We start from the raw sequence: 23,962 nt of genomic DNA, 5'->3' as shown, positions 1-23,962 counted from the left end.
ACCTCGGCCGGCCGATCCCCCGCGCTGGTCCAGCCGCACCGGCTCACCAACGCGGGGCCGACCCGTCGCGGTCCGGGTCCCCACCCAGCGCGGCGATGCCGAGCCAGTCGGCGCAGACGTCCGACGTGGCCGGGTGCAGCGAGCCGCATCGGGCGTCGCGGTAGAGCCGCTCCAACGGATGGCCGCGCCGGGTCGCCGAGGTGCCCGCCGCCTCCAGCATCGACGCCGCCACCTCGGCCGCCGTGGTGCCGGCCAGCAGCTTCGCCCGCCACACCCAGCGGTTGGTCTCCGCGTCGCCCGGCATCTCGTCCACCCGCCGGGCCGCCTCGGCCACCACCAGCTCGGCCGCGGCCGTCGCCGCGTCCGCCCGCCCCAGCCGGGCGCGCACCGCCGGCAGGCCGGCCAGCTTCCGGGCGTTGAGGTGCTCGGCCGCCGCGTCGATCGCCGCCCGGGCCACCCCCACGTAGACGGCCGCGTAGCTGGCCACCAACCAGTGCGGCATCAGCTGGGCGACGACCAGGGCCAGCCCCTCCACGCCACCGAGCAGCCGGTCGGCCGGCACCGTGACGTCCAGGTGCAGATCGTGCGAGGAGGTGGCGCGCATGCCGAGCGCGTCCCAGGTCGGCTCGACGGTCAGACCTTCCGGGTCGGCCGGCACCAGGAACTGCGAGACCACCGACTGGTCGGCGGTGCTGCGCGCCGCGACCAGGTAGCCGTCGGCGTGCCCGGCCCCGGAGCAGAAGGTCTTGCTCCCCTTGAGGTGCCAGCCCTCGTCGGTCGCCTCGTAGACCGTGCTCAGCTGGGAGAGCCGGGCACCGGCGCCGCGTTCGCTCATCGCCACCGCGTACCAGGAGCCCTGCGCCGCGGCGGTGAGCAGCCGGTCCCGTGCGGCCAGCGCCTCGTCCGGCACGCCCAGCGCCTCGGCCAACTCCTCGGTCACCGCGCCCAACGCGCCGGTCACCGAGGCGTGCATGTTGAACACCAGTGCGGTCGCACCGTTGCCTCGGGCAAGTTCGGTCGCCACCGCGGCGTACTCCGCGAAGCTGGCGCCCAGGCCACCCAGAGACCGGGGGACCATCAGCCCGAACAGCCCGGCCTCCCGCAGGTCGCGGAAGTCCTCGGCCGGAAAGGAGCCGTCCCGGTCGTGCTCCGCCGCCCGCGCGGCGAACCGCGGCGCCAACCGGCGGGCCGCCTCCAGCGCGTGCACCGTCATATCGCCCCCTTCTCGGCGTCCCTTACCCCCGCCACGGCCCGACTATCCGTTGCGGACTCCCCGCCCCTGGTACAGCACGGCGGTGGACCGGGTCGGCACGATGCGCGGAGCACGGCCGGTGGGCGCCGCACCGGGCGTCCGAGCTGCGCGAGCCCGCCGCAGCAGCCAGGCGACCAGGCCACCGACCTGCGGCCGGATGCCCCGCAGCCGCAGGTCGACACCGTGCCGGGCGCACTCGGCCACCAGCGCCCGCGCGTCCACGAACAACCGTGGATCGTGGATGCCACGCGGCACGGTCGGCAGTCGCTCGGCGATCCGCACGGCGACCAGCCGGGCCAACGCGGTGTCGTTCAGGGTGTCCAGCACCAGCAGCCCGCCCGGACGCAGCAGCCGGCACGCCTCGGCGACCACGCGCGGCCACGCCGGCACGTGTTCGAGCAGCTCGCCGGCGGAGACCACGTCGGCGCAGCCGTCGGGCAGCGGGACCGCGGTGGCATCGCCCTGGACCACACGCACGCCGTGCCCGGCGGCCTGCACCAGCGCCGAACGGGTCAGGTCGACCCCGACGTGCCGGTAACCCTTGCCGGCCAGGTGCGGCGCGAGCAGCCCGGCACCGCAGCCCAGGTCGACCAGGAGCGCGTCGGGGCGGGCGGCCGGCGGCACCAGTGCCGCGCGGGCCTCCGCCAGCCAGTGCAGCATCGCGAACGCGCCATCCGGCCGCCACCACTCACCGGCCAGATCGTCGTACTGGCGCGGGTCGTTGCGCGGCAGCACCCGGGGGCGGGTGGACGCCGCGGCCGCAGCCACGTCTCGCATGGCTCCGAGCGTGGCACGACTGCTCGGTAACGACCAGACTTCCCTTATGTCGTCGAGGGTGTTAGGGCTGGTCAGAGCGAGCCATCCGGAACCGGCCGCGGCGGTGACCACAGTGGCCGGTCTGCTGGCCTGGGGAGTGGGGCACCGGCCGGCCGGAATCGTCTCGGTGGTGCTCGCCGTGCTGGCCAGCCAGCTCGCCGTGGGCTGGACCAACGACGCGCTGGACGCCGAGCGGGACGCCACGGTGGGGCGTACCGACAAGCCGGTCGCCGCCGGCGCGGTCGGCCGCCGCACGACGGCCTGGGCCGCGGCGGTGGCCGCGGTGGCCTGCCCGTTGCTGGCGCTGACCACGAACCCCACGGCGGCGTTCTGGCTCACCGTCGCCCTGGTCTCGGCGCTGCTCTACGACTGGCCGCTCAAGGCCACCGCGCTCTCGGTGCTGCCGTACGCGGTCTCCTTCGGCGCGCTGCCCGCCTTCATCGTGCTCGGGCTGCCCGACGAGCCGACCCCGCCGGCCTGGCTGCTGGCGGCGGCCGCCTGCCTGGGTGCCGGGGCGCACTTCGCCAACGTGCTGCCCGACCTGGCCGACGACGCCCGCACGGGGGTGCGCGGTCTGCCGCACCGGTTGGGCGCGGCCGGCAGCCGGGCGGCCGCCGCCGGGCTGCTCCTCGCGGCGACCGCGGCCCTGGTCCTCGGGCCGCCCGGGCCACCGTCGGCCATCGGGTTGGCGGCGGTCGGCGCGGCCGCCGTGGTGCCGGCACTGAGCTGGTACGCCGGGCGCTCGGCGGTCCGGGCCGGCCGGCGGCCGGTGGCCGCCTTCCGGGCCGTGATGCTGGTGGCCCTCATCGACGTGGTCCTGCTGGTGGTGAGCGGTCGGGTGGTGTGACCGGGCCCCGGGAAGGTGGCATTGCCCGGGTCCCCGTGCGGGCCTCGATCAGCCCCAACTACCCTGGAGCGCGGTCTGCGCGGGTATGGCCACCGTGCCCGGCGTGCGGCCGGGTGGGGATCGTGACGAGGAGGACCGACGTGACGCGCTCGATCAGGGGATCCCGGCGGGCGGCCCTGCTGCTGTCCGGGATTGCGGCGGCGACCAGCCTGCTGGCGTCCGGGTGCGGCGCCGGCCAGCACGCCGAGACCGCCAACAAGGCGCCGTCGGTCCAGGGCGTCAACCTCTCGGCCGGCAACGGCGCCTTCGCGGTGCGCGGCCTGCTGGTCGCCTACCCGGGCACCGAGGGCTACCGGGCGGGCCAGGACGCGACGCTCAACGCCGTGATCTACAACGACTCGAAGGACACGGTGACGGTCACCGTCACCACCGACAGCGCCCGCGAGGTGGTGATCAGCGGCGGCTCGGCGAGCCCGTCGCCGTCCGCCTCGGAGTCGCCCTCCGCCAGCCCGTCCGCGTCGGAGTCCGGCTCGGCCAGCCCGTCCACCTCCGCCAGCCCGTCCGCGACGCCGTCGGAGACCGGGTCGTCCTCGGCCACCCCGTCCGCCCCGGAGTCGGCGCGGGCGTCCGGCTCGGCCAGCCCGTCGGTGCCGGGCCAGCCCGCCCGGATCGAGCTGGCTCCGCTGAGCTACCTCCAGCTCAACTCCGAGGCCACCCAGCAGCTCCGGCTGGTCGGCCTGACCGAGGCGCTGCGCTCCGGCCAGAACGTCTTCCTGACCTTCGACTTCGGTAACGGCAACACGGTCACCGGCCCCGCGCCGGTCGCGGTGCCGCTCACCCCGGCGGCACCCCCCTCGCCGATCATCGAGCGCGAGGGTGGCCACGAGAGCGACGAGGGCGGCACTACCCACGGCTGACCCGACCCGACATCGACAAACACCCCGGCGTGGTGACCACCACGCCGGGGTGTTTTCGTCGTACGCGAGGGCTAGCGTCCTGATGTGACCACCTCCCGATCGACTCCTCCGCGCGGCGGCACGGCCAGCGGCGCCCGCGGTCGGTCCACCGCCCGCGAGCCACGTCCGGCCTACGAGTGCGACGCCTGCGGCCACCAGCCGCCCAAGTGGGTGGGGCGCTGCCCGGAGTGCGGCGAGTGGGGCTCGGTGGTCGAGTGCACGGTGACCGGTCCGACAATCTCCGGTCGAGTGGTCAGCTCCCGGCTGCCGGCCGAGCCGGCCCGACCGATCGCCACCATCAGCGCCGCGCCGGCCCGCGCCCGGCCCACCGGCGTGAGCGAGCTCGACCGGGTGCTCGGCGGCGGCCTGGTCCCCGGCGCGGTGGTGCTGCTCGCCGGCGAGCCCGGCGTGGGCAAGTCCACCCTGTTGCTGGACGTGGCGCAGCAGTGGGCCCTCGGCGCCGGCAGCCCGTCGCTGGTGGTCAGCGGGGAGGAGTCGGTCAGTCAGGTCCGACTCCGCGCCGAGCGGATGGGCACCCTGCACGACCAGCTCTACCTCGCGGCGGAGAGCGACCTCGCGGCGGTGCTCGGGCAACTCGACGCGGTTAAGCCGGGCCTGCTGGTGCTCGACTCGGTGCAGACCATCTCAACGACCGGCACCGAGGGGGTGCCCGGTGGGGTCACCCAGGTCCGGGCGGTCACCGCCGCGCTGGTCTCGGTCGCCAAGGAGCGGGGCATCGCCACGGTGCTGGTCGGGCACGTCACCAAGGACGGCCAGGTGGCCGGGCCCCGGGTGCTGGAGCACCTGGTCGACGTGGTGCTGCACTTCGAGGGCGACAAGCACTCCTCGCTGCGCCTCGTGCGCGGCGTGAAGAACCGCTTCGGCGCGGCCGACGAGGTCGGCTGCTTCGAGATGCACGAGGGCGGCATCAGCAGCCTGGCCGACCCGTCCGGGCTGTTCCTGACGCGCTACTCCGAGCCGGTGCCGGGCACCTGCGTCACCGTGGCGATGGAGGGGCGCCGGGCCCTGGTCACCGAGGTGCAGGCGCTGATCGGGGCGACGGTCGCCGGCTCTCCCCGGCGCACCGTCTCCGGCCTCGACTCGGCCCGGCTGGCGATGGTGCTCGCGGTGCTGCAACGACGCACCGAACGGCTCACCCTGCACGACCGGGAGGTCTTCGCGGCCACCGTGGGCGGCATCCGCGTGGTGGAGCCGGCCGCCGACCTGGCGGTCGCCCTGGCGGTCGCCTCCGGTGGTCTCAACCTGGCCATCGCGCCGCACCTGGTGGCGATCGGCGAGGTGGGGCTGACCGGCGAGGTGCGCCGGGTGGGTGCGGTGCCGCGCCGGCTCGCCGAGGCGGCCCGGCTCGGGTTCAAGGTGGCCCTGGTCCCGCCGGGCTGCGGCCCGGCCAGCACCGGCGCCGGCCCTGAGCAGATGCGGGTGACCGAGGTCACGGACGTCCGCTCCGCGCTGCACCATGCGGCCCGTGCGTCCGCGGAGTGACCGAGCGTGCCGACGGCGATGGCGATACCGGACAGCCCACCGCAAGCGGGAAACGGGTGGAGGGGCGGCATCGTGACACATCACAGTAACCACGACAGCACCCACCGCACGGCAGTCCGTAGACTGTGCCCGTGCCGATCGACCGCGATACCACCAAGCCTGCCGGCGCGCCGCCCCACGCCCGCACCGGCGGCGTGGGCTCGCCCGCGCGCCCGATCAGCGTGAGCGTGACCACGGGAGCCGCCGGGAGCGCCGGGGACCCGCTGCGGGCGAACCTCGCCCTGATGGCACCCGGCACCGCTCTGCGGGACGGGTTGGAGCGCATTCTGCGCGGCCGCACGGGCGCGCTCATCGTGCTCGGCTACGACAAGGTCGTCGAGGGCCTGTGCACCGGCGGCTTCCCCCTGGACGTGGAGTTCTCCGCGACCCGGGTGCGGGAGCTCTGCAAGATGGACGGCGCGGTCGTGCTCTCCAGCGACGGCACCCGGATCGTCCGGGCGGCCGTGCACCTGATGCCCGACCCGTCCATCCCGACGGAGGAGTCCGGCACCCGGCACCGCACGGCCGAGCGGGTGGCCCGGCAGACCGGCTATCCGGTCATCTCGGTCAGCCAGTCGATGCGGATCATCAGCCTCTACGTCAACGGTCAGCGGCACGTGCTCGACGACTCGGCGGCCATTCTGTCCCGGGCCAACCAGGCACTGGCCACCCTTGAGCGCTACAAGCTCCGGCTGGACGAGGTCTCCGGGACGCTCTCCGCCCTGGAGATCGAGGATCTGGTCACCGTGCGCGACGCGGTGGCCGTCGTCCAGCGGCTCGAGATGGTCCGCCGGATCGCCGACGAGATCGCCGGCTACGTGGTGGAGCTGGGCACCGACGGCCGCCTGCTCGCCCTCCAACTCGACGAGCTGATGGCCGGCGTGGACGCCGACCGCACCCTGGTCATCCGGGACTACCTCCCGGTCGGCCGCAAGTCCCGCACCCTGGACGAGGCGCTCGTCGAGCTGGACCTGCTCGGCGCCACCGAGCTGATCGACCTGGTGTCGGTGGCCAAGGCGATCGGTTACCCGGCCGCTTCGGACGCGCTGGACGCCGCGGTCAGCCCGCGGGGCTTCCGGCTGCTGGCCAAGGTGCCCCGGCTACCGGTGCCGGTGGTCGACCGGCTGGTGGTGCACTTCGGCAGCCTCCAGCGGCTGCTGGGCGCGACAGTGGAGGACCTGCAGGCCGTCGAGGGGGTCGGCGACGCCCGGGCCCGGGGCGTCCGCGAGGGGCTGTCCCGGCTCGCCGAGGCATCCATCCTGGAGCGGTACGTCTGACCCGGCTCAGCCGGTGATGGTGATCTTCACCGGTGCGCTGTGCTTGGTGCCGACCCGGGCGAACACCTGGTACGTCCCGGCCGGCGGGAAGGGACCGGCGGCCAGCCCGCTGCCGTCGCACCGGCTGGTGTCCCGTCCGTTCCAACCCACCTGGTAGGCGCGCTCGAAGCCAGGGGTGAACGACTGCACGTCCGAACCCTGGACCTTGCCGCAGGTGTCCGACGACCACACCTTCTCGGCCCCGGACTTGATGAAGATCTCCTGGAGGTCGGCGCCGACGTTCCGGCTGCACGTCCGGTCCGAGGTGTTTCGGATCTTGAGCTGGAGATCGACCACCGCCCCGCGCTGCACCGAGGTCGGCCGCGCCACCGACGTCACGCTGATCTCCGCATCGGTGCAGGTGCCGTCGTCGACCGACCCGGCAGCCGAGCCGGGTGGCGGCTCGTTGCTGGTGATCTCGGGACTCGGACTGCTGGTGTCCGGATCGGCGGAGGCCGGCGGAGCGCCCGTCTGCGGAGTCAGCACCGGCCCGCCGGGAGCCGGGGTCGCGGCGGACGTCGGAGTCGCCGTTGCGGACCCCCCCGCCTGCGGTCGGCCGCCGGAGCGACCTGACCCGGTGCAGGAGTAGAGCAGGACAATCAGGAAGAGAAGCCCCGCTCCGAGTACGACGACGCGACGCCGCCAGTACACAGCGGGTGGCAGGGGGCCGACCGTCAGACGCATGATGCCCCCCACCGTAGCGGCGCTGTGCCCGCCAGCCCGCCGCGACGCGCCGGAGCGCCATCCGGGCTACCCATGGTCCGTCCACTAAGGACAACGGAGCCGATCGCCCGGCGCATCGTCAGAGGTAGGTCTTGCGCTGGTAGACGGCGTGCGCGCCGGCCACCCGGTCGAGGAAGAGCAGCCCGGCGCAGTGGTCGATCTCGTGCTGCAACGCCCGCGCCTCGAAGCCGTCGGTCACCAGGCGGACCGGCTCCCCGCTGCCCGGCAGGTCGCCCTCCACCACCAACCGACTGGCCCGCTTCACATCCCCGGTCAGGTCCGGCACCGACATGCACCCCTCCCGGCCCGGCTTCCACCGGGTCGCCTCGACCAGCCGGGCGTTGCAGAGCACGAAGGTGCCGTGCACGGTGACCGCCTTCGGATGCCCGGTCACGTCGACGGCGAAGACCTGAGCGGCCACGCCGATCTGCGGTGCGGCCAGACCGACGCAGCCCGGCGAGACCCGCATCGTGGCGACCAGGTCGGCGGCCAGCCGCACCGTCTCCGCGGCGGTCGGATCGACCTCGCCCCCCGCCCGGCTCAGCACCGGGTGCGGGGCAGACACCACCGCCCGCACCTCGCCCGGCACCGCCAGCGACTCGGGCGTCCAGTCGCCCACGCCGACGTACGTCCCGGCGTTCCGGCCGGTGTCGGGGCCGCTCCGCTCGCCGGTCACAGCAGATCCGGATCCGCCGGCCGGAGGGTGACCTCGACACCCAGCTCGCCAGCCGTCCGGTGCAACCGGTCGGTCAGCCCGTCGATGACGCCCGCCGGCAACTCGACCTCGGCCAGCACCACGTAGAGCGAGCCGGCCAGCCGGGTGCTCAGGTCGGTGACGTTCCCACCCGCGTCCACCAGCACCCGGGTCATCGCCGCGACGATGCCCATCCGGTCCGACCCGTGCACCGCCAGCACGTACGGCTCCCCCACCGGGGCCACCTCACCGTCCGGGGTGACCGCGCGTACCGTCGCCAGCAGCTGGCCCTCGGCGGCCAGCGGCGCCAGCGCGGCCTCGACCTCGGCAGCGGCCGGACCGGTGCAGATCAGGGTCATCGCGAAATGCCCCCGCAGCCGGGTCATCGTGCTGTCGGTGAGGTTGGCGCCCAGTCGGGCCAGCACCTCGGCGACGTCGGCCACGATGCCCGGCCGGTCCCGGCCGATGACGGTGATCGCGAGCTCGTTCATCCGGGCATTCTGCCCGATCCGCCGGCTGCTGCCGTGACACCCCGCCCGAGCCGCCCATCCAGCGGGACTGCGCCCCGTGACATCATCGACGGCGCCATGACTCAGCCCGATTTCGCCACCCTGGTCAGCCGGTGGTACCGACAGCACGCCCGTGACCTGCCGTGGCGCGAGCCCGGGGTCAGCCCGTGGGCCATCCTGGTCAGCGAGGTCATGCTCCAGCAGACGCCGGTGGTCCGGGTGGTTCCCTCCTGGCAGGCGTGGTTGGCCCGCTGGCCGGACCCGGCCGCGCTGGCCGCGGACAGCCCGGCGGAGGCGATCCGGATGTGGGGACGCCTCGGCTACCCCCGCCGGGCGGTCCGGCTGCGGGAGTGCGCCGTCGCGATCGTGGAACGGCACGGCGGCCAGGTGCCGGACCGGCTGGAGCAGCTGCTGGCACTGCCGGGAGTCGGCACGTACACGGCGCGGGCCGTGGCCGCGTTCGCGTACGGGCAGCGGCACCCGGTGGTCGACACCAACGTGCGCCGGGTGGTCTGCCGGGCGGTGGCCGGCGAACCGGACGCGGGGCCGGTCACCCGGCCGGCCGACCTGGTCGCGACCGAGGAGCTGCTGCCGGCGGAGCCGGCCGCCGCCGCGCTGGCCAGCGCCGCGTTCATGGAGCTGGGCGCGGTGATCTGCACGGCCCGGTCACCGCGCTGCACGGCCTGCCCGGTCGAGTCGGTCTGCGCGTGGCGGGCCTCCGGCCAGGAGGCGCCGGCGGGGCCGACCCGCCGCCCCCAGCGGTACGCGGGCACCGACCGGCAGGTACGCGGGCTGCTGCTCGGGGTGCTCCGTGAGGCCACCGGACCGGTCCCACAGCAGCGGCTGGACCAGGTCTGGACCGACGACGTGCAGCGCGCCCGGGCCCTGGCGGGCCTGGTGCAGGACGGGCTGGTGGAACCGGTCGGGGCCGACGCCTTCCGCCTCGCCGGCGACGGACCGTCCCTGCCCGCCCCCGACCTGACCGCCTGACCCGCGCCGAACGCGGCCCAGGGCGGCATTGGCAACGAGCGTTATACCTCAGAGTCATATCTATGCCTCAGAGGTATAGCGCCCAGGACAGTGACCGCTATCGGCCGGGGGCTTGCACGCGGCCCAGAGCCGCTTCGGGGCGGAACACCGGCCACCGACGGTGGCAGCCACCCGCACTGCGGGGCACGGGACAGCGAAAAGGCGGGGCCCCGGTGGCTTTCGCCACCGGGGCCCCGCCCCTGTTGCTGCTGGTGCTACTCGTCCGCGCCCGCGGCGGCGGTGCCGCCGAGGTCGGCCGGCACGGCGTCCGGAACCTCGACCGGCTTGTCCGCGCCCCGGAAGACGAGCTTGGACTTGTCGATGTCGTTCGGGTCGCCCTCGCAGTCCACCACAACGATCTGACCCGGGGTCAGCTCGTTGAACAGGATCCGCTCGGAGAGGTTGTCCTCGATGTCGCGCTGGATCGTGCGACGCAGAGGACGGGCACCGAGCACCGGGTCGAAGCCCTTCGCCGCCAGGTACTTCTTGGCGTTGTCGGTCAGCTCCAGACCCATGTCCTTGTTGCGCAGCTGCGTCTCGATCCGCTGGATCATGATGTCCACGATCGAGAGGATCTCGCCCTGGCGCAGCTGGTGGAAGACGATGGTGTCGTCGATCCGGTTGAGGAACTCAGGCCGGAAGTGCTGCTTGAGCTCGTCGTTGACCTTCTGCTTCATCCGGTCGTAGTTGGACTCGGAGTCCTCCGACGCCTGGAAGCCGAGCGACACCGCCTTGGCGACGTCCCTGGTGCCCAGGTTGGTCGTCAGGATGATGACCGTGTTCTTGAAGTCCACGATCCGACCCTGACCGTCGGTGAGCCGACCGTCCTCCAGGATCTGGAGCAGCGTGTTGAACACGTCCGGGTGGGCCTTCTCGATCTCGTCGAAGAGAACCACCGAGAACGGCCGACGCCGCACCTTCTCGGTCAGCTGCCCGCCCTCGTCGTAGCCGACGTAGCCGGGAGGGGCACCCACCAGCCGGGAGACCGTGTAGCGGTCGTGGAACTCGGACATGTCCAGCTGGATGAGGGCATCCTCGCTGCCGAAGAGGAACTCGGCGAGCGCCTTGGACAGCTCGGTCTTACCCACGCCGGACGGGCCGGCGAAGATGAACGAGCCCGACGGGCGCTTCGGGTCCTTCAGGCCGGCCCGGGTACGCCGGATCGCCTTCGAGACCGCCTTGACCGCGTCCTCCTGGCCGATGACGCGCTTGTGCAGCTCGTCCTCCATGCGCAGCAGGCGCGAGGTCTCCTCCTCGGTCAGCTTGTAGACCGGGATGCCGGTCCAGTTGCCGAGCACCTCGGCGATCTGCTCGTCGTCAACCTCGCTGACGACGTCCAGGTCACCCGCCTTCCACTCCTTCTCCCGCTGCGCCTTCTGGCCAAGGAGCTGCTTCTCCTTGTCGCGCAGCTGGGCGGCGCGCTCGAAGTCCTGCGCGTCGATCGCGGACTCCTTGTCGCGACGCACCTGGGCGATGCGCTCGTCGAAGTCGCGCAGGTCTGGCGGCGCGGTCATCCGGCGGATCCGCATCCGGGCACCGGCCTCGTCGATCAGGTCGATCGCCTTGTCCGGCAGGAAGCGGTCGGAGATGTACCGGTCAGCCAGGGTGGCGGCTGCCACGAGAGCGGCGTCGGTGATGCTCACCCGGTGGTGCGCCTCGTAGCGGTCGCGCAGGCCCTTGAGGATCTCGATGGTGTGCGCCAGCGACGGCTCACCCACCTGGATCGGCTGGAACCGGCGCTCGAGAGCCGCGTCCTTCTCCAGGTGCTTGCGGTACTCGTCGAGCGTGGTGGCGCCGATGGTCTGCAGCTCACCGCGGGCCAGCATCGGCTTGAGAATGCTCGCCGCGTCGATCGCGCCCTCGGCGGCACCCGCACCCACCAGGGTGTGGATCTCGTCGATGAACAGGATGATGTCGCCGCGGGTGCGGATCTCCTTGAGCACCTTCTTGAGGCGCTCCTCGAAGTCACCGCGGTAGCGGGAACCGGCGACCAGCGCACCGAGGTCGAGCGTGTAGAGCTGCTTGTCCTTGAGCGTCTCGGGCACCTCGCCCTTGATGATCTTCTGGGACAGGCCCTCCACCACGGCGGTCTTACCGACGCCGGGCTCACCGATCAGGACCGGGTTGTTCTTGGTACGGCGGGAGAGCACCTGCATGACCCGCTCGATTTCCTTCTCGCGCCCGATGACCGGGTCGAGCTTGCCCTCACGAGCGGCCTGGGTCAGGTTGCGGCCGAACTGGTCCAGCACGAGGCTGGTGGACGGCGCGGCCTCACCCGGCGCGGCGCCAGCGGCAGCCGGCTCCTTGCCCTGGTAGCCGGAGAGCAGCTGGATCACCTGCTGGCGGACCCGGTTGAGGTCGGCGCCGAGCTTGACCAGCACCTGGGCGGCGACGCCCTCACCCTCGCGGATCAGACCGAGCAGGATGTGCTCCGTGCCGATGTAGTTGTGGCCGAGCTGCAGCGCCTCGCGCAGCGACAGCTCCAGCACCTTTTTGGCCCGCGGCGTGAACGGGATGTGCCCGCTCGGCGCCTGCTGGCCCTGGCCGATGATCTCCTCGACCTGCTGGCGGACGCCCTCCAGGGAGATGCCGAGGCTCTCCAGGGCCTTTGCCGCGACGCCTTCACCTTCGTGGATCAGGCCCAGCAGGATGTGTTCCGTACCGATGTAGTTGTGGTTGAGCATCCGGGCCTCTTCTTGGGCCAGGACGACAACCCGTCGCGCTCGGTCGGTGAACCGCTCGAACATGCCCTCGTGCTCCTCACGTGCCGTGCGCCTTGATGGTCAAGATCTTGGCGGGGCCGGTGCACGAACGTCCGGGACGGGCGTCCGTGCCTCCTTACTCTATCGTCGCTGACCGACTCAGCTGAGGTCGTGTGTCTCGGGTGCGGGTCGGTTCCACGTCGTTTTGCACAACCGTCCGCGCTCAGGAGGTGTTCCGGTAGCCCTGTCGCTACGCGCAGAGCGAAATCCGACCGGCGCGACGGAAGCCCTCTCCCGGCTCCTGAAGGCTCCGGGGAGGCTGGACCGGCGCTGGCGACTGACGCGCGCCCGGCCCTGGGGAAGGTTGTCCACAGGCTGTGGACAGCTGCTCCACTGGTTGTGGACAACGTCGGTCTCGCCCGAATGCTTCCCCGCCCCGGTGCCCGGCCTCCCGCGCCCGGCCGGCGGGCGGCGGGAATACGGCGACGCCGGCCCGGAGAGTGCTCCGGCCCGGCGTCGGTGTCGCCCTGCGGCGGCCGCTGGCCACCAGGCTGCTGACGGATCAGCGCTTCGCGTGGTACTCGTCGACGATCTCCTGCGGGATGCGTCCCCGATCCGAGATGTCCTTGCCGGCCTTCTTGGCCCACTCCCGGATCGCCTTGTTCTGCTCCCGGTCGGCGGTCGCGCCGCCCCGACCGCGGGCAGCCCGTCCGCCGATCACCACGCCGCCCCGGCCCACCTTCGTGCCGGCGCCCACGTACGGCGCGAATACGTCGCGCAATTTCGCGGCGTTGGAAGCCGACAGGTCGATCTCGTACTGAACGCCGTCGAGGGCGAACTTGACGGTCTCGTCCGCGTCCCCGCCGTCCAGGTCATCGACCAGCTTGTGAATGATCTGCTTGGCCACGTCCCACATTCCTTTCGAGCAGGGTGCTCCTGCTAACGAGAGCACAATAACCCGCGCGCCGCTCGCCCCGTCAATAGGATGCGGTATCGACGTGGCACGGGCCGCCGGACTACTCGGGGCGGACCAACGGGAAGAGGATCGTTTCCCGAATTCCGAGCCCGGTCAGGGCCATCAAGAGCCGGTCGATTCCCATTCCCATACCGCCGGCCGGCGGCATTCCGTACTCCATCGCGCGGAGAAAGTCCTCGTCGAGACGCATCGCCTCGTCGTCACCACGGGCGCCGAGCTGCGCCTGGGCCACCAGCCGCTCCCGCTGCACGACCGGGTCGACCAGCTCGGAGTACGCGGTGCCCAGCTCGAACCCGAGCACGTAGAGGTCCCACTTCTCGGCCAGCCCCGGCTCGCTGCGGTGTGCCCGGGTGAGCGGGCTGGTCTCCTCCGGGTAGTCCCGGACGAAGGTGGGCGCCACCAGGCCGGGGACGACCAGTTCCTCGAACAGTTCCTCGGCCAGCTTGCCCGGACCCCACTTCGGGTCCACGGCCAATCCCACCTTGTCGGCGTACTCCACCAGGCGGGACCGTTCGGTGCGAACCGTGACCTCCTCGCCGAGTGCCTCGGAAAGCGCCCCGAACAGGGTCACCGACCGCCACTCGCCACCCAGGTCGAACTCCTGCCCGTCGGCGTGGGTCACCACGGTCGAGCCGCTGACCGCGACCGCAGCCTGTTGCACGAGATTGCGGGTCAACTCGGCCATCGTGTCGTAGTCGCCGTACGCCTGGTACGTCTCCAGCATCGCGAACTCCGGCGAGTGCGAAGAGTCGACACCCTCATTACGGAAGTTGCGGTTGATCTCGAAGACACGGTCGACACCACCGACCACGGCGCGCTTGAGAAACAGTTCCGGAGCGATTCGCAGATACAGATCGGTGTTCAATGCATTGCTGTGGGTCACGAACGGTCGGGCCGCCGCGCCGCCGTGCAGCAGTTGCAGCATCGGAGTTTCCACCTCGATGAAGCCCTGCCCGTGCAGCGAATCGCGAAGGCTGCGCACCGCAGCGGCCCGGGTACGGACCATCTGCCGGGCCTGCGGCCGGACGATCAGGTCGACGTAGCGCTGCCGGACCCGCGCCTCCTCAGAGAGCGGCTTGTGCGCCACCGGCAGCGGCCGCAGCGCCTTGGCGGTCATGTCCCACCGCTCGGCCAGCACCGACAGCTCACCTCGGCGGCTGGTGATCACCTCACCGGTGACGCCGACGTGGTCGCCGAGGTCGACCAGGCGCTTCCAGTCCTCCAGTCGCTCCGGCCCGACCCGGTCCAGCGAGAGCATCGCCTGCAACTCGGTGCCGTCGCCGTCGCGCAGGGTCGCGAAGCAGAGCTTGCCCGTGTTGCGTACGAAGATCACCCGGCCGGTGACCGAGACCTGGTCGCCGGTGGCCGTATCGGTCGGCAGGTCGGCGTAGCGCTCCCGGACCTCGGACAGGGTGCTGGTGCGGGGGTACCCGACCGGGTAGGGCTCGATGCCGTCGGCCAGCATCCGGTCCCGCTTCTCCCGGCGGACCTTCATCTGCTCGGGAAGGTCGTCGGCGGGGTCCACTGGCACGGCGTTCTGCTCGCTCACGGCACGCTTCCTCGTCATGGAGATACGGGGGGTCAGGCCCGAGCGTACTCAAGCGTTCTGGGGGCCGTTACCGGATAACCTGCGCGTCATGGTCGATCACACTCACGCCCTCTCCTTCGGGGCCGCAGCGAGCGATTACGACCGGTTTCGACCGACCTACCCGGAAGAGGCCGTCCGGTGGGCGCTCGACGGGCTGAGCGACGCCGCGCAGGTCGTCGACCTCGGTGCGGGCACCGGCATCCTGACCCGCGTCGTACGGGCCCTCGGCCACCGGGTGCTCCCGGTGGAGCCCGACCCCGGCATGCGGGCCCAGCTGGACGCCGCCACCCCCGGCGTGACCGCCCTGACGGGCAGCGCCGAGGCGGTGCCGCTGCCGGCCGGCGCCGCCGACGCCGTGCTGGTCGGCCAGGCGTACCACTGGTTCGACAAGGAGCGCGCGCACGCCGAGATCGCGCGCGTACTCCGGCCGGGTGGGACGTTCGCCCCGATCTGGAACGTTCGGGACGACCAGGCGGCCGGCTGGGTGAGCGACCTGACCCGGATCGCTCACCTCGGGGACAACTCGGCCGACCTGCTCGAGCAGGTGACCGGCTTCGGCCCGGCCTTCGGGCCGGTGGAGATGGCCGAGTTCGCGCACCGGACGCTGCTCACCCCGGACGAGCTGCTCGGCATGCTGCACACCCGCTCCCACTGGCTCACCGCGCCGGCAAAGCAGCGCGAGGAGATCGACCGCGAGGTGGGGGAACTCCTCGCCAGCCATCCGGACCTCGCCGGGCGGCAGACGTTCGAGCTGCCGTACCGGACGCTGACCTTCCGCGCCCGGCGGCGCTGAGCCACCGGCGTCAGAGATTGCGGTCGTAGACCATCCGCAGACCGATCAGCGTGATCATCGGCTCGTGGTGGGTGATGCTGCGGCACTCGTTGATCACCAGCGAGGCGAGGCCACCGGTGGCGATCACGGCCTTCACCTCGCCCAGCTCCTCGGTCATCCGCTCGACGATCCGGTCCACCTGCCCGGCGAAGCCGAAGTACAGGCCGGACTGGAGGCACTCCACGGTGTTCTTGCCGATCACCGAGCGGGGCTTGGTGGCCTCGACCTTGCGCAGCTGGGCGGCGCGGGCGGCGAGCGCGTCGAAGGAGATCTCGATGCCCGGGGCGAACGCCCCGCCGAGGAACTCGCCCCGACCGCTGATCACGTCGAAGTTGGTGGTCGTGCCGAAGTCCACCACGATCGACGGCCCGCCGTAGAGGGTGTACGCGGCCAGGGTGTTCACCACCCGGTCGGCGCCCACCTCCTTCGGGTTGTCGATCGCGAGCTGAACCCCGGTCCGTACCCCGGGCTCGACGATCACGCTCGGCAGGTCGGCGTAGTAGCGGCCGAGCATGGTGCGCAGCGAGCGCAGCGCGGCCGGCACGGTGGAGCAGGCGGCCACGCCGGTGATCTCGACGTTGTCCCCGGCGAGCAGACCGCGGAACATCAGACCCAGCTCGTCCGCCGTCGAACGGGCATCGGTCTTGATCCGCCAGGAGTGCACCAGCTTGTCGCCGTCGAAGGTCGCCAGCACGGTGTTGGTGTTTCCGATGTCGATGCAGAGCAGCACGCACGCAGCCTAGACAACGACCGTCCGGGCGGGCGCGGACCGGCCGGCGGACCGTATCCTGGTCCCATCGCGACATGAACATAGGTCAATCCACGGCGCGGCCGGACGGGGAGCGGACATGTCGGGGACGTGGTGGGCGCGGGGGCGCAACACACTGCGCCGACGACGGCGGCACGTGCTGGTGCTGGTCGCGCTGGCCGGCGGCGCGATCTGGATGATCGTGCAGGCGTGGCAGGCGTCCCGGCGCGAGACCGGCAGCTTCGCCGGCGACCTCTACCTCAACATCGGCGCCGCGCTGATCATGACACTGCTGACGTACGTGGTGCTCAACCCGCTCTTCCGTGAGCTCCAGACCGTCAGCATCATCGAGCACCCCCGACTGGACCGGGACGCGCTGATCGAACGGGTCGCCCAGTGCCGGGAGGTCGTGGCCATCCTGGAGACCTGGACCAGCATGCTCGAGGGCCCGTACGCGGCCCGCTTCGTGGCCGCGCTGCGCTCCGCGCTCGCCAACGGCGCCACCGTCAAGGTGCTGCTGCTCGACCCGGACTCACCGGCGGTCCGGCTGCGCGGCGAGGAGCTGCGCCGACGGGACGCCTCGGTCGCCATCCTCAACAACCTGTGGCACCTGGCCCGGCTGCGCGAGGAGCTGCCGGAGGCGGCCCGGGCCCGGCTCCAGGTCCGCGTCTACAGCGCCGCCCCCTCGGTGCAGATGTACCGCTGGGACGGCAAGGCGTTCATCTCGTTCTTCCCGGTGCAGGGGAGCACCTTCGACACCCAGCAGATCGAGGCGTTCGTCTCCACCCCGCTGGGCGAGTTCGTCGACGACCGGTTCGCCGAGCTGTGGGAGACCGCGCCCCTGGAGGACCTGGAGGCCTGCCTGACCCTGCGGCTCTGCCTACGCCAGGCCGGCCGTGACCTGGAGACCTGCGAGGCGCTCTACGTACGCTCCGACGGCGACTGGTACATCGCCGGCACCGACCTGGTGCGCAACGTGGCCCGACACGGGCTGGCCGGGCTGAGCGTGGTGCTGGACCGGCCCGAGGCGGCCGGCGAGGTCTTCGCCATCGGCGAGGCCGACGAGCTGGCGCCCGAGGTCTACAACCGGGTGCTGGAGCTGTTCCGGGCCAAGTACGGCCTGGACGGCCGGCAGGACACCGAGAACCGGGTGATCTTCAACCTGGCCGCCACCTCGCTGACCACCGTCTGAGGGCCACCGGCATCCGTCATTCGACCCGCAGGTCCATCGCGATGTCCAGGATGGGCGAGGAGTGGGTCAGCCCGCCCACCGAGAGGAAGTCCACGCCGGTGGCCGCGTACCGGGCGGCGACCTCCAGGGTGAGCCCGCCGGTCGCCTCCAGCTCCGCCCGGTCACCCACGACGGCCACCACCTCGGCCAACGTCTCCGGGGTCATGTTGTCGCAGAGCAGGAAGGCAGCACCGGCCTCCACCGCCTCCACCGCCTCGTCGACCGTGGTCACCTCGACCTGCACCGGCACCTCCGGGAACGCCTCCCGGACCCGCCGGTACGCCGCCGTGATGCCTCCGGCCGCGAGCTTGTGGTTGTCCTTGATCATGGCCACGTCGTAGAGGCCCATCCGCTTGTTGGTGCCGCCCCCCGCCCGCACCGCGTACTTCTCCAGCGCCCGCAGGCCCGGCGTGGTCTTGCGGGTGTCCAGCACCATCGCCTTGGTGCCGGCCAGCGCGTCCGCCCAGGCCCGGGTGTGGGTGGCCACCCCGGACATCCGGCAGAGCAGGTTCAGCGCCGTCCGCTCGGCGGTGAGCAGGAGCCGGGTCGGCCCGGTGACCGTCGCCAGCACATCGCCGCGGGCCACCCGCTCGCCGTCGCGGGCCACCGGCGACACCTCGACGGTACGGCCGAACCCGGTCACCTCGCCGACCAGCTCGAACACGGCGGCGGCCACTGCCAGCCCGGCGACCACGCCGTCCGCGCGGGCCACCAGGTCGGCCGTGTCGGTCTGCTCGGCAGGGATGGTGGCCACGCTTGTGACGTCGACGAAGTCCGGCCCCAGATCCTCGACCAGCGCGTTCTCGATCACCCGCCGCACCTGCGCCGGGTCCAGTCCGACCGCCTGCAACGCCTGCTGCGTGGACTCCGTCATCGCCCTGCCTCCCACTGCTGCGTCAACCGACCCTGCGCCCCGACCGACCCGACCAGGTGGCCCAGCCACCGCTCGTCGGCCGTGGGGAAATCCTCCCGCCAGTGGCAACCCCGGGTCTCACCGCGCGCGTACGCGGCGGCCACCAGCGTCGACGCCACGGTGAGCAGGTTCGTCGCCTCCCAGTCGGCCGTGCGCGGCCGCCCGCGGGCGGCGCCCAGGTCGGTCAGCGTCCCGGCCGTCTCGGCCAGCGTGGCAGCCGAGCGGAGCACCCCGGCGCCCCGGGTCATGGCCCGTTGCAGGGCCGGCGTCGCCTCGGCCGGCAGCACCCAGCCCGCACCGCCGCGCCAGGCGCCGGTGTCCGCCGGTCGGGCCTGCTCGGGCAGGCCGGCCGCGATGTCGTCGGCGATCCGCCGGGAGAAGACCAGGCCCTCCAGCAGCGAGTTGCTGGCCAGGCGGTTCGCACCGTGCACGCCCGTGCAGGCGACCTCACCGCACGCGTACAGGCCGGGGATCGAGGTGCGGCCGCGCAGATCGGTACGGACACCGCCGGACGCGTAGTGCGCGGCCGGTGCGACCGGGATCAGGTCGGTGGCCGGGTCCACGCCGATCGCCAGGCAGGACGCCACGATGGTCGGGAACCGCCCGGCCAGGAACTCCCCGCCCAGGTGCCGGGCGTCGAGGAAGACGTGATCCGCGCCGGTGGCGAGCAGCACCCGGTGGATGCCCTTGGCCACCACGTCCCGGGGAGCCAGCTCGGCCAGCTCGTGCTGACCCACCATGAACCGCTTGCCGTCCGCGTCCACCAGGTACGCGCCCTCCCCGCGCAGCGCCTCGGAGACCAGCGGCTGCTGCGCGTGCCCCGCGCCGGGCACACCGGCGCCGGGCGGTGTGATCAGGGCGGTCGGGTGGAACTGGACGAATTCCACGTCGGTCACCGCCGCGCCGGCCCGCATCGCCAGCGCCACCCCGTCGCCGGTGGAGACCGCCGGGTTGGTGGTGGCCGCGAAGATCTGGCCCATCCCGCCGGTGGCCAGCACGACCGCGCGGGCCAGCAGTGCGCCGACACCGTCCTCGCTGCCCTCGCCGAGCACGTGCAGGGTGATCCCGCAGGCCGGGCCGAGCCCGTCCGGGCCGTCGCCGGGCGCCCGCAGCAGGTCCAGCACCAGGGCGTGTTCGACCAGCCGGATCCAGGGGTCACGCCGTACCGCCGCGTGCAGGGCCCGCTGCACCTCCGCCCCGGTGGCGTCCCCACCGGCGTGCACGATCCGGTCCGCCCGGTGCCCGCCCTCCCGGGTGAGCATCAGCGACCCGTCCGGGTTGCGGTCGAACTCGGCGCCGATCCGGATCAGCTCCCGCAGCCGGATCGGGCCCTCCTCGACCAGCACCTGGACCGCCGCCGGGTCGCAGAGCCCGACGCCGGCGATCTCGGTGTCCGTGGCGTGCGCCGCCGGCGTGTCCTTCGGGTCGAGCACCGCCGCGATGCCGCCCTGCGCCCACCGGGTCGACCCGTCGTCGATATTGACCTTGGTGACCACCGTGACGTGCAGACCCGCCTCACGCAGGTGCAGCGCCGCGGTCAACCCGGCCACCCCGGAACCCACCACGATCACGTCGGTGGTCTCCACCCAGCCGGGAGCGGGCGCGGCCAGCAACGGGGGCAGGGCCGGCAGGTCGACGGTCGGAAGGTCCATCCCCCCAGTCAACCCGAACCGTCCTCGTCCGGGGTGGCGGGGGCGGGACGAGTGGTATGGGCTACCCCGTCCGGCGCCGACCGTGCCGCGCCGACCGGCGGCCCGTGGTCACTTCGTCCGGACCGGCAGCCCCGCCGGGCCCGCGGCCCGCAGTGAGGCGGTCACCGTACGGTCGCTGAGCCACAGGTAACAGCGGACTCCCCGGTCACCGACCCGCCAGCGCCCCGCACCCGGCGGGCGGACCACCACCCCGCTGCGGAACGGCAGCTCCGCGTCGTCGGGCACCCCCACGTACCGGCCGAGGACACTGCGACAACCCGTGTAGAGCGGAGCCCAGTCGGCATCCCGGGTCGGGTACGGCCGGTCCGGAGCCCGCCACACCCCGACGAACTCGGCGTCGTGCCGAACGCCGCACTCCACCGGGACCAGCGTCTGCACACCCCGACCGGCCCCGCCACGGGTCTGCTGGCAACCCAGCCGCAGCCCGGCGGGCCCCTTCAACGCGTCCCGCAGGCTGCCCGACCGGACCACCACCGTGGCCGCCGCCTCCACCGTGGTCAGCTCGCTGACATCGCACCGGTACCAGCGGGACCCGGCAGCCCAGCCCGGCCCCGAGGGCAACGCCACCGACAGCCGCAGCCGGCCGGCCCGCCAGTCGTCGCCCACGTACCCGCTGACTCGGGTGTCGCACTCGGCGAACGCGCCCCGAAGCTCCGCCGAGCCGCCGGCCGGGGCGGTGGCCCACTCGGCGGGGAACGCCCCCACGTGCACGGTCTCCACCCGGTGCGGCCCGGCGCAGTCCATCGGCTGGTAGCTCGCCAGGGTCACCACGTCGGTGAAGTCGGCGGCCTGACACACCCCGGCCGCCGGGGTGAACGCCACCGGCGGCGGCAGCGCCGCCCAGTCGTCGGTCAGATCACCGTCCAGGTCGCCGGAGGCGCAGCCGACCAGCAGAACTGCCGTGACGGCAGCGGCGAGCAGGGTCGTCATCGCACGGCGCATCGCGGCCTCCCCCAGCCACCGACCAGCTTCCGACGGCGTGCCAAGGGTAACCGGAAATGACCTTCCGGTGACAGACCGGAATCGCCGCGCCTGGGGTCAGACGCTCGCCACGGCCAGCGGGCTGGGCACCGGGTCGCCGGCCGTGCCCGGTGCCGCCGCGGCCGGATCGGCGCCCAGCTCGACCACCCGGTTGTCGGCGTCCACGTGCACCACCCGCGGCCGGTACGACCGGGCCTCGGCGTCGTCCATCTGCCCGTACGAGATCAGGATGACCAGGTCACCGGGGTGGACCAGGTGCGCCGCCGCGCCGTTGATGCCGATCACGCCGCTGCCCCGCTGGCCTGGGATGACGTACGTCTCCAGCCGGGCCCCGTTGGTGATGTCCACGATCGCCACCTGCTCGCCGGGGAGCAGGTCGGCGGCGTCGAGCAGATCCTCGTCCACCGTCACCGAACCGACGTAATGCAGGTCGGCCTGGGTCACCGTGGCCCGGTGGATCTTCGACTTGAGCATGGTCCGCAGCATCGGGGTGGCCTTTCGCGAAAGTGGTGGAGGAGTGCGGCCGGATCAGGGGCGGGGGGCGAGGTGGATCGCCGCGTTGTCGATCAGCCGGGTGGCGCCCACCCAGGCGGCGATCACCAGCCGGGCCGGCCCGGACACCGGCCCCGGCTCCAGCTCGGGATCGGTGAGCACCAGGTAGTCGAGCCGGGCGCCGGGCGTACCCGCGCCGAACTCGGCGTGCGCGGCGGTCAGCACCGCCCCCGCGTCCAGGCCGGCGTCGGCGGCCTCCGCACCGGCTCGCAGCGCGGCGGACAGGCTCAGCGCGGCCGCCCGCTCCGGCTCACTCAGGTAGCGGTTGCGGCTGGACAGCGCCAGCCCGTCCGGCTCGCGGACGGTCGGCACGCCGACCACCTCGACCGGCACGTCCAGGTCCCGGGTCATCCGCCGGACCAGGGTGAGCTGCTGGTAGTCCTTCTCGCCGAAGAACGCCAGGTCAGGCCGGGTGAGCTGGAGCAGCTTCAGGACCACGGTGAGCACCCCGTGGAAGAAGCCGGGGCGGCTCGCGCCCTCCAGCTCCGCGCCGAGCGGGCCCGGGTCGAGCCGCACCCGGGGCTGGCCGTCCGGGTACATCTCGGTCACCGACGGGGCGAAGACCAGGTCGGCGCCCGCCCGCCGGGCCACCTCCAGGTCCGCGTCCAGCGTCCGCGGGTAGCGGTCGAAGTCCTCGTTCGGCCCGAACTGCAACGGGTTCACGAAGATCGTCACCAGCACGTGGTCGGCCTGCTCCCGGGCCGCGCGCACCAGCGTCTCGTGCCCGGAGTGCAGGGCACCCATGGTCATCACCACGCCGACCGTGCCCTTCAGGGCGGCCCGGGCCTCGGCCAGGTCGGCGCGGGTGTGCACGAGCTGCGTCATGCCGCCACCTCTCTCCCGCTGTCGGCGAGCACCCCGAGCAGCGACTGCGCGTCCACCGGCCGCAGCCGGCCGGCGGCGATCGCCCGGTCGGCGGTACGCCGGGCCAGCGCCAGGTAGGCGGGGACGGACTCCGGGGCGGTGGCCGCCAACCGGGCCAGGTGCCGCTGGACGGTGCCCGCGTCGCCCCGGGAGACCGGACCGGTCAGCGCGTCGTCGCCGAGCCGCAGCGCGTTCTCCAGCGCGGCCCGCAGCAGCGGGGCGAGCACCTTCTCCGGCCGGGCCACCCCGGCGTCACGCAGCCGGTCGGTCGCCTCGTTCACCAGGGTCACCAGGTGGTTCGCGCCGTGCGCCAGCGCGGCGTGGTACAGCGGGCGGTCCGTCTCGCCCACCCACTCGGGCACGCCGCCCAGGTCGGCGACCAGTCGGGCGGCCAGCGGACGCAGCTCCGTCGGGGCGGTCACGCCGTACGAGATGCCGGCCAGCCGGGCGAGGTCGTCCGGCGTACCGGTGAAGGTCATGGCGGGGTGCAGGGCGAGCGGCCGGGCGCCCACCGCGGCGGCGGGCGCCAGCACGGCCAGCCCGTGCGCGCCGGAGGTGTGCGCGACCACCTGGCCCGGGTGCAACGCGCCCCGGTCGGCGAGGTCGGCGACCACTCCGGCCAGCGCGTCGTCCGGCACCGCGATCACCAGCAGATCGGCGGCGGCCTGGGCGACGGCGGCGGCCGGGCGGCGGGGCACCTCGGGCAGCAGCAGGGCGAGCCGGGCCCGGCTGGCTCCGGAGCCGCCGGCGACGGCGACCACCTGGTGGCCAGCGGCGGCGAGTGCGGCGCCCAGCACGGCGCCGACCCGGCCGGCGCCGACGACACCGACGGTGAGCACGCGGGGGGTGACGGCAGCCGGGGCGCCGGTGACGGCGCGATCCCGCGGTGCGGCGGGCCCGTACGGGGCGGCCGGACGCGGGCGCAACGGTGCGCTCATGACGACGATCCAGTCCTCGAGAAGGGGTACCGGTCGATCGCAAGTATGCGCCCGGCCCGCCGAACCGGGACAAGCATTGTGAAAACCTTCACCACCGAAGGAAGACCCCCTGGCACCACGGCGGCCCGGCAACCTCCCCGGGCCGCTCCAGGCGCTCCCGCCTTGATCAAATGACGAAAAGTAGGTGCCGGGATCGTTTCTGACCTACTTTTCATCAATCGATCACCGCGCACCCCTCCGG

The 23,962-nt window shown here is 73.0% G+C and carries 22 protein-coding genes; 7 read left to right on the top strand and 15 right to left on the bottom strand.

The genetic code is table 11. The annotated features are described in order from the left end of the window. Nucleotides 1-43: 43 nt before the first annotated feature. Together AB0K07_RS23825 and AB0K07_RS23820 are read right to left on the bottom strand one after the other, a co-directional pair. Nucleotides 44-1,213, bottom strand: a complete 1,170-nt coding sequence (locus tag AB0K07_RS23825; protein ID WP_363757657.1) for an acyl-CoA dehydrogenase family protein — start codon at nucleotides 1,211-1,213, stop codon at nucleotides 44-46. Between the two features lie 42 nt (nucleotides 1,214-1,255). After that, a complete protein-coding gene (locus AB0K07_RS23820; RefSeq protein WP_363757655.1) occupies nucleotides 1,256-2,029 on the bottom strand; it encodes a methyltransferase domain-containing protein in 774 nt (257 codons plus the stop codon). Between AB0K07_RS23820 and AB0K07_RS23815 the strand changes: the two genes are divergently transcribed. From AB0K07_RS23815 to disA, 4 genes are all read left to right on the top strand, one after another. Beyond that, nucleotides 2,028-2,915 (top strand): UbiA family prenyltransferase, encoded by an 888-nt coding sequence (locus AB0K07_RS23815; RefSeq protein WP_363757653.1) that lies wholly within the window; start codon nucleotides 2,028-2,030, stop codon nucleotides 2,913-2,915. The two genes, AB0K07_RS23820 and AB0K07_RS23815, sit on opposite strands and share 2 nt — an antisense overlap. 140 nt (nucleotides 2,916-3,055) lie before the next feature. Further along, nucleotides 3,056-3,832, top strand: a complete 777-nt coding sequence (locus AB0K07_RS23810; RefSeq protein WP_363757651.1) for a hypothetical protein — start codon at nucleotides 3,056-3,058, stop codon at nucleotides 3,830-3,832. Nucleotides 3,833-3,916: 84 nt separating this feature from the next. Beyond that, nucleotides 3,917-5,374, top strand: a complete 1,458-nt coding sequence (gene radA, locus AB0K07_RS23805) for a DNA repair protein RadA (RefSeq protein WP_363757649.1) — start codon at nucleotides 3,917-3,919, stop codon at nucleotides 5,372-5,374. Nucleotides 5,375-5,505: 131 nt separating this feature from the next. Beyond that, entirely contained in the window at nucleotides 5,506-6,690 is a 1,185-nt protein-coding gene (gene disA / locus AB0K07_RS23800; RefSeq protein WP_363757647.1) for a DNA integrity scanning diadenylate cyclase DisA, read from the top strand. Nucleotides 6,691-6,696: 6 nt separating this feature from the next. Here disA and AB0K07_RS23795 read toward each other — a convergent pair whose 3' ends face one another. From AB0K07_RS23795 to AB0K07_RS23785, 3 genes are all read right to left on the bottom strand, one after another. Further along, nucleotides 6,697-7,413 carry a hypothetical protein gene (locus AB0K07_RS23795; RefSeq protein ID WP_363757645.1) on the bottom strand — a complete coding sequence of 239 codons (717 nt, stop codon included), beginning with the start codon at nucleotides 7,411-7,413 and terminating at the stop codon, nucleotides 6,697-6,699. 118 nt (nucleotides 7,414-7,531) lie between these two features. Further along, nucleotides 7,532-8,128 carry a peptide deformylase gene (locus tag AB0K07_RS23790; RefSeq protein ID WP_363757643.1) on the bottom strand — a complete coding sequence of 199 codons (597 nt, stop codon included), beginning with the start codon at nucleotides 8,126-8,128 and terminating at the stop codon, nucleotides 7,532-7,534. Continuing rightward, nucleotides 8,125-8,637, bottom strand: coding sequence for an ACT domain-containing protein (locus AB0K07_RS23785; protein WP_363757641.1), 513 nt, complete (start codon nucleotides 8,635-8,637; stop codon nucleotides 8,125-8,127). The genes AB0K07_RS23790 and AB0K07_RS23785 overlap by 4 nt, the downstream gene beginning before the upstream one ends. 96 nt (nucleotides 8,638-8,733) lie before the next feature. On the opposite strand from AB0K07_RS23785, the gene AB0K07_RS23780 reads away from it, so the two are divergent. Beyond that, nucleotides 8,734-9,645, top strand: coding sequence for an A/G-specific adenine glycosylase (locus AB0K07_RS23780; protein WP_363757639.1), 912 nt, complete (start codon nucleotides 8,734-8,736; stop codon nucleotides 9,643-9,645). Nucleotides 9,646-9,899: 254 nt separating this feature from the next. On the opposite strand, the gene AB0K07_RS23775 is transcribed toward AB0K07_RS23780, so the two are convergent. From AB0K07_RS23775 to lysS, 3 genes are all read right to left on the bottom strand, one after another. Continuing rightward, the gene (locus AB0K07_RS23775) at nucleotides 9,900-12,431 is read right to left on the bottom strand and encodes an ATP-dependent Clp protease ATP-binding subunit (RefSeq protein WP_363757637.1); all 2,532 of its coding nucleotides are present in this window, start codon (nucleotides 12,429-12,431) and stop codon (nucleotides 9,900-9,902) included. A gap of 517 nt (nucleotides 12,432-12,948) precedes the next feature. After that, nucleotides 12,949-13,293, bottom strand: coding sequence for an Lsr2 family protein (locus tag AB0K07_RS23770; protein WP_363757635.1), 345 nt, complete (start codon nucleotides 13,291-13,293; stop codon nucleotides 12,949-12,951). Between the two features lie 109 nt (nucleotides 13,294-13,402). Next, entirely contained in the window at nucleotides 13,403-14,911 is a 1,509-nt protein-coding gene (lysS, locus tag AB0K07_RS23765) for a lysine--tRNA ligase (RefSeq protein WP_363757633.1), read from the bottom strand. 88 nt (nucleotides 14,912-14,999) lie between these two features. On the opposite strand from lysS, the gene AB0K07_RS23760 reads away from it, so the two are divergent. Continuing rightward, nucleotides 15,000-15,743, top strand: a complete 744-nt coding sequence (locus tag AB0K07_RS23760; protein ID WP_363757631.1) for a class I SAM-dependent methyltransferase — start codon at nucleotides 15,000-15,002, stop codon at nucleotides 15,741-15,743. Nucleotides 15,744-15,753: 10 nt separating this feature from the next. On the opposite strand, the gene AB0K07_RS23755 is transcribed toward AB0K07_RS23760, so the two are convergent. Continuing rightward, complete coding sequence (locus AB0K07_RS23755; protein ID WP_109820370.1) at nucleotides 15,754-16,512, bottom strand: type III pantothenate kinase; 759 nt, start codon at nucleotides 16,510-16,512, stop codon at nucleotides 15,754-15,756. Between the two features lie 118 nt (nucleotides 16,513-16,630). On the opposite strand from AB0K07_RS23755, the gene AB0K07_RS23750 reads away from it, so the two are divergent. After that, on the top strand, nucleotides 16,631-17,722 hold the full coding sequence (locus tag AB0K07_RS23750) for a DUF5919 domain-containing protein (RefSeq protein WP_363757628.1): 1,092 nt from the start codon (nucleotides 16,631-16,633) through the stop codon (nucleotides 17,720-17,722). A gap of 16 nt (nucleotides 17,723-17,738) precedes the next feature. On the opposite strand, the gene nadC is transcribed toward AB0K07_RS23750, so the two are convergent. The 6 genes from nadC to AB0K07_RS23720 all read right to left on the bottom strand — a co-directional run bounded on the left by nadC (nucleotide 17,739) and on the right by AB0K07_RS23720 (nucleotide 23,721). Continuing rightward, entirely contained in the window at nucleotides 17,739-18,635 is an 897-nt protein-coding gene (nadC, locus tag AB0K07_RS23745) for a carboxylating nicotinate-nucleotide diphosphorylase (RefSeq protein WP_363757626.1), read from the bottom strand. Continuing rightward, nucleotides 18,632-20,326, bottom strand: coding sequence for an L-aspartate oxidase (locus tag AB0K07_RS23740; protein WP_363757624.1), 1,695 nt, complete (start codon nucleotides 20,324-20,326; stop codon nucleotides 18,632-18,634). The genes nadC and AB0K07_RS23740 overlap by 4 nt, the downstream gene beginning before the upstream one ends. A 108-nt stretch (nucleotides 20,327-20,434) precedes the next feature. Beyond that, entirely contained in the window at nucleotides 20,435-21,328 is an 894-nt protein-coding gene (locus tag AB0K07_RS23735) for a septum formation family protein (protein WP_363757622.1), read from the bottom strand. Nucleotides 21,329-21,424: 96 nt separating this feature from the next. Continuing rightward, nucleotides 21,425-21,853, bottom strand: a complete 429-nt coding sequence (gene panD / locus AB0K07_RS23730; RefSeq protein WP_363757620.1) for an aspartate 1-decarboxylase — start codon at nucleotides 21,851-21,853, stop codon at nucleotides 21,425-21,427. Between the two features lie 42 nt (nucleotides 21,854-21,895). Then, on the bottom strand, nucleotides 21,896-22,744 hold the full coding sequence (gene panC, locus AB0K07_RS23725) for a pantoate--beta-alanine ligase (RefSeq protein ID WP_363757618.1): 849 nt from the start codon (nucleotides 22,742-22,744) through the stop codon (nucleotides 21,896-21,898). Continuing rightward, nucleotides 22,741-23,721: a Rossmann-like and DUF2520 domain-containing protein gene (locus AB0K07_RS23720; protein WP_363757616.1), complete on the bottom strand. Its 981-nt coding sequence runs from the start codon at nucleotides 23,719-23,721 to the stop codon at nucleotides 22,741-22,743. The genes panC and AB0K07_RS23720 overlap by 4 nt, the downstream gene beginning before the upstream one ends. Nucleotides 23,722-23,962: the final 241 nt, after the last annotated feature.

The organism is Micromonospora sp. NPDC049301, from assembly GCF_040678715.1.
Lineage (GTDB): Bacteria > Actinomycetota > Actinomycetes > Mycobacteriales > Micromonosporaceae > Micromonospora.
Note: the sequence above shows the minus strand (reverse complement) of the source record. Positions and strands in the feature narration are given on the sequence as shown.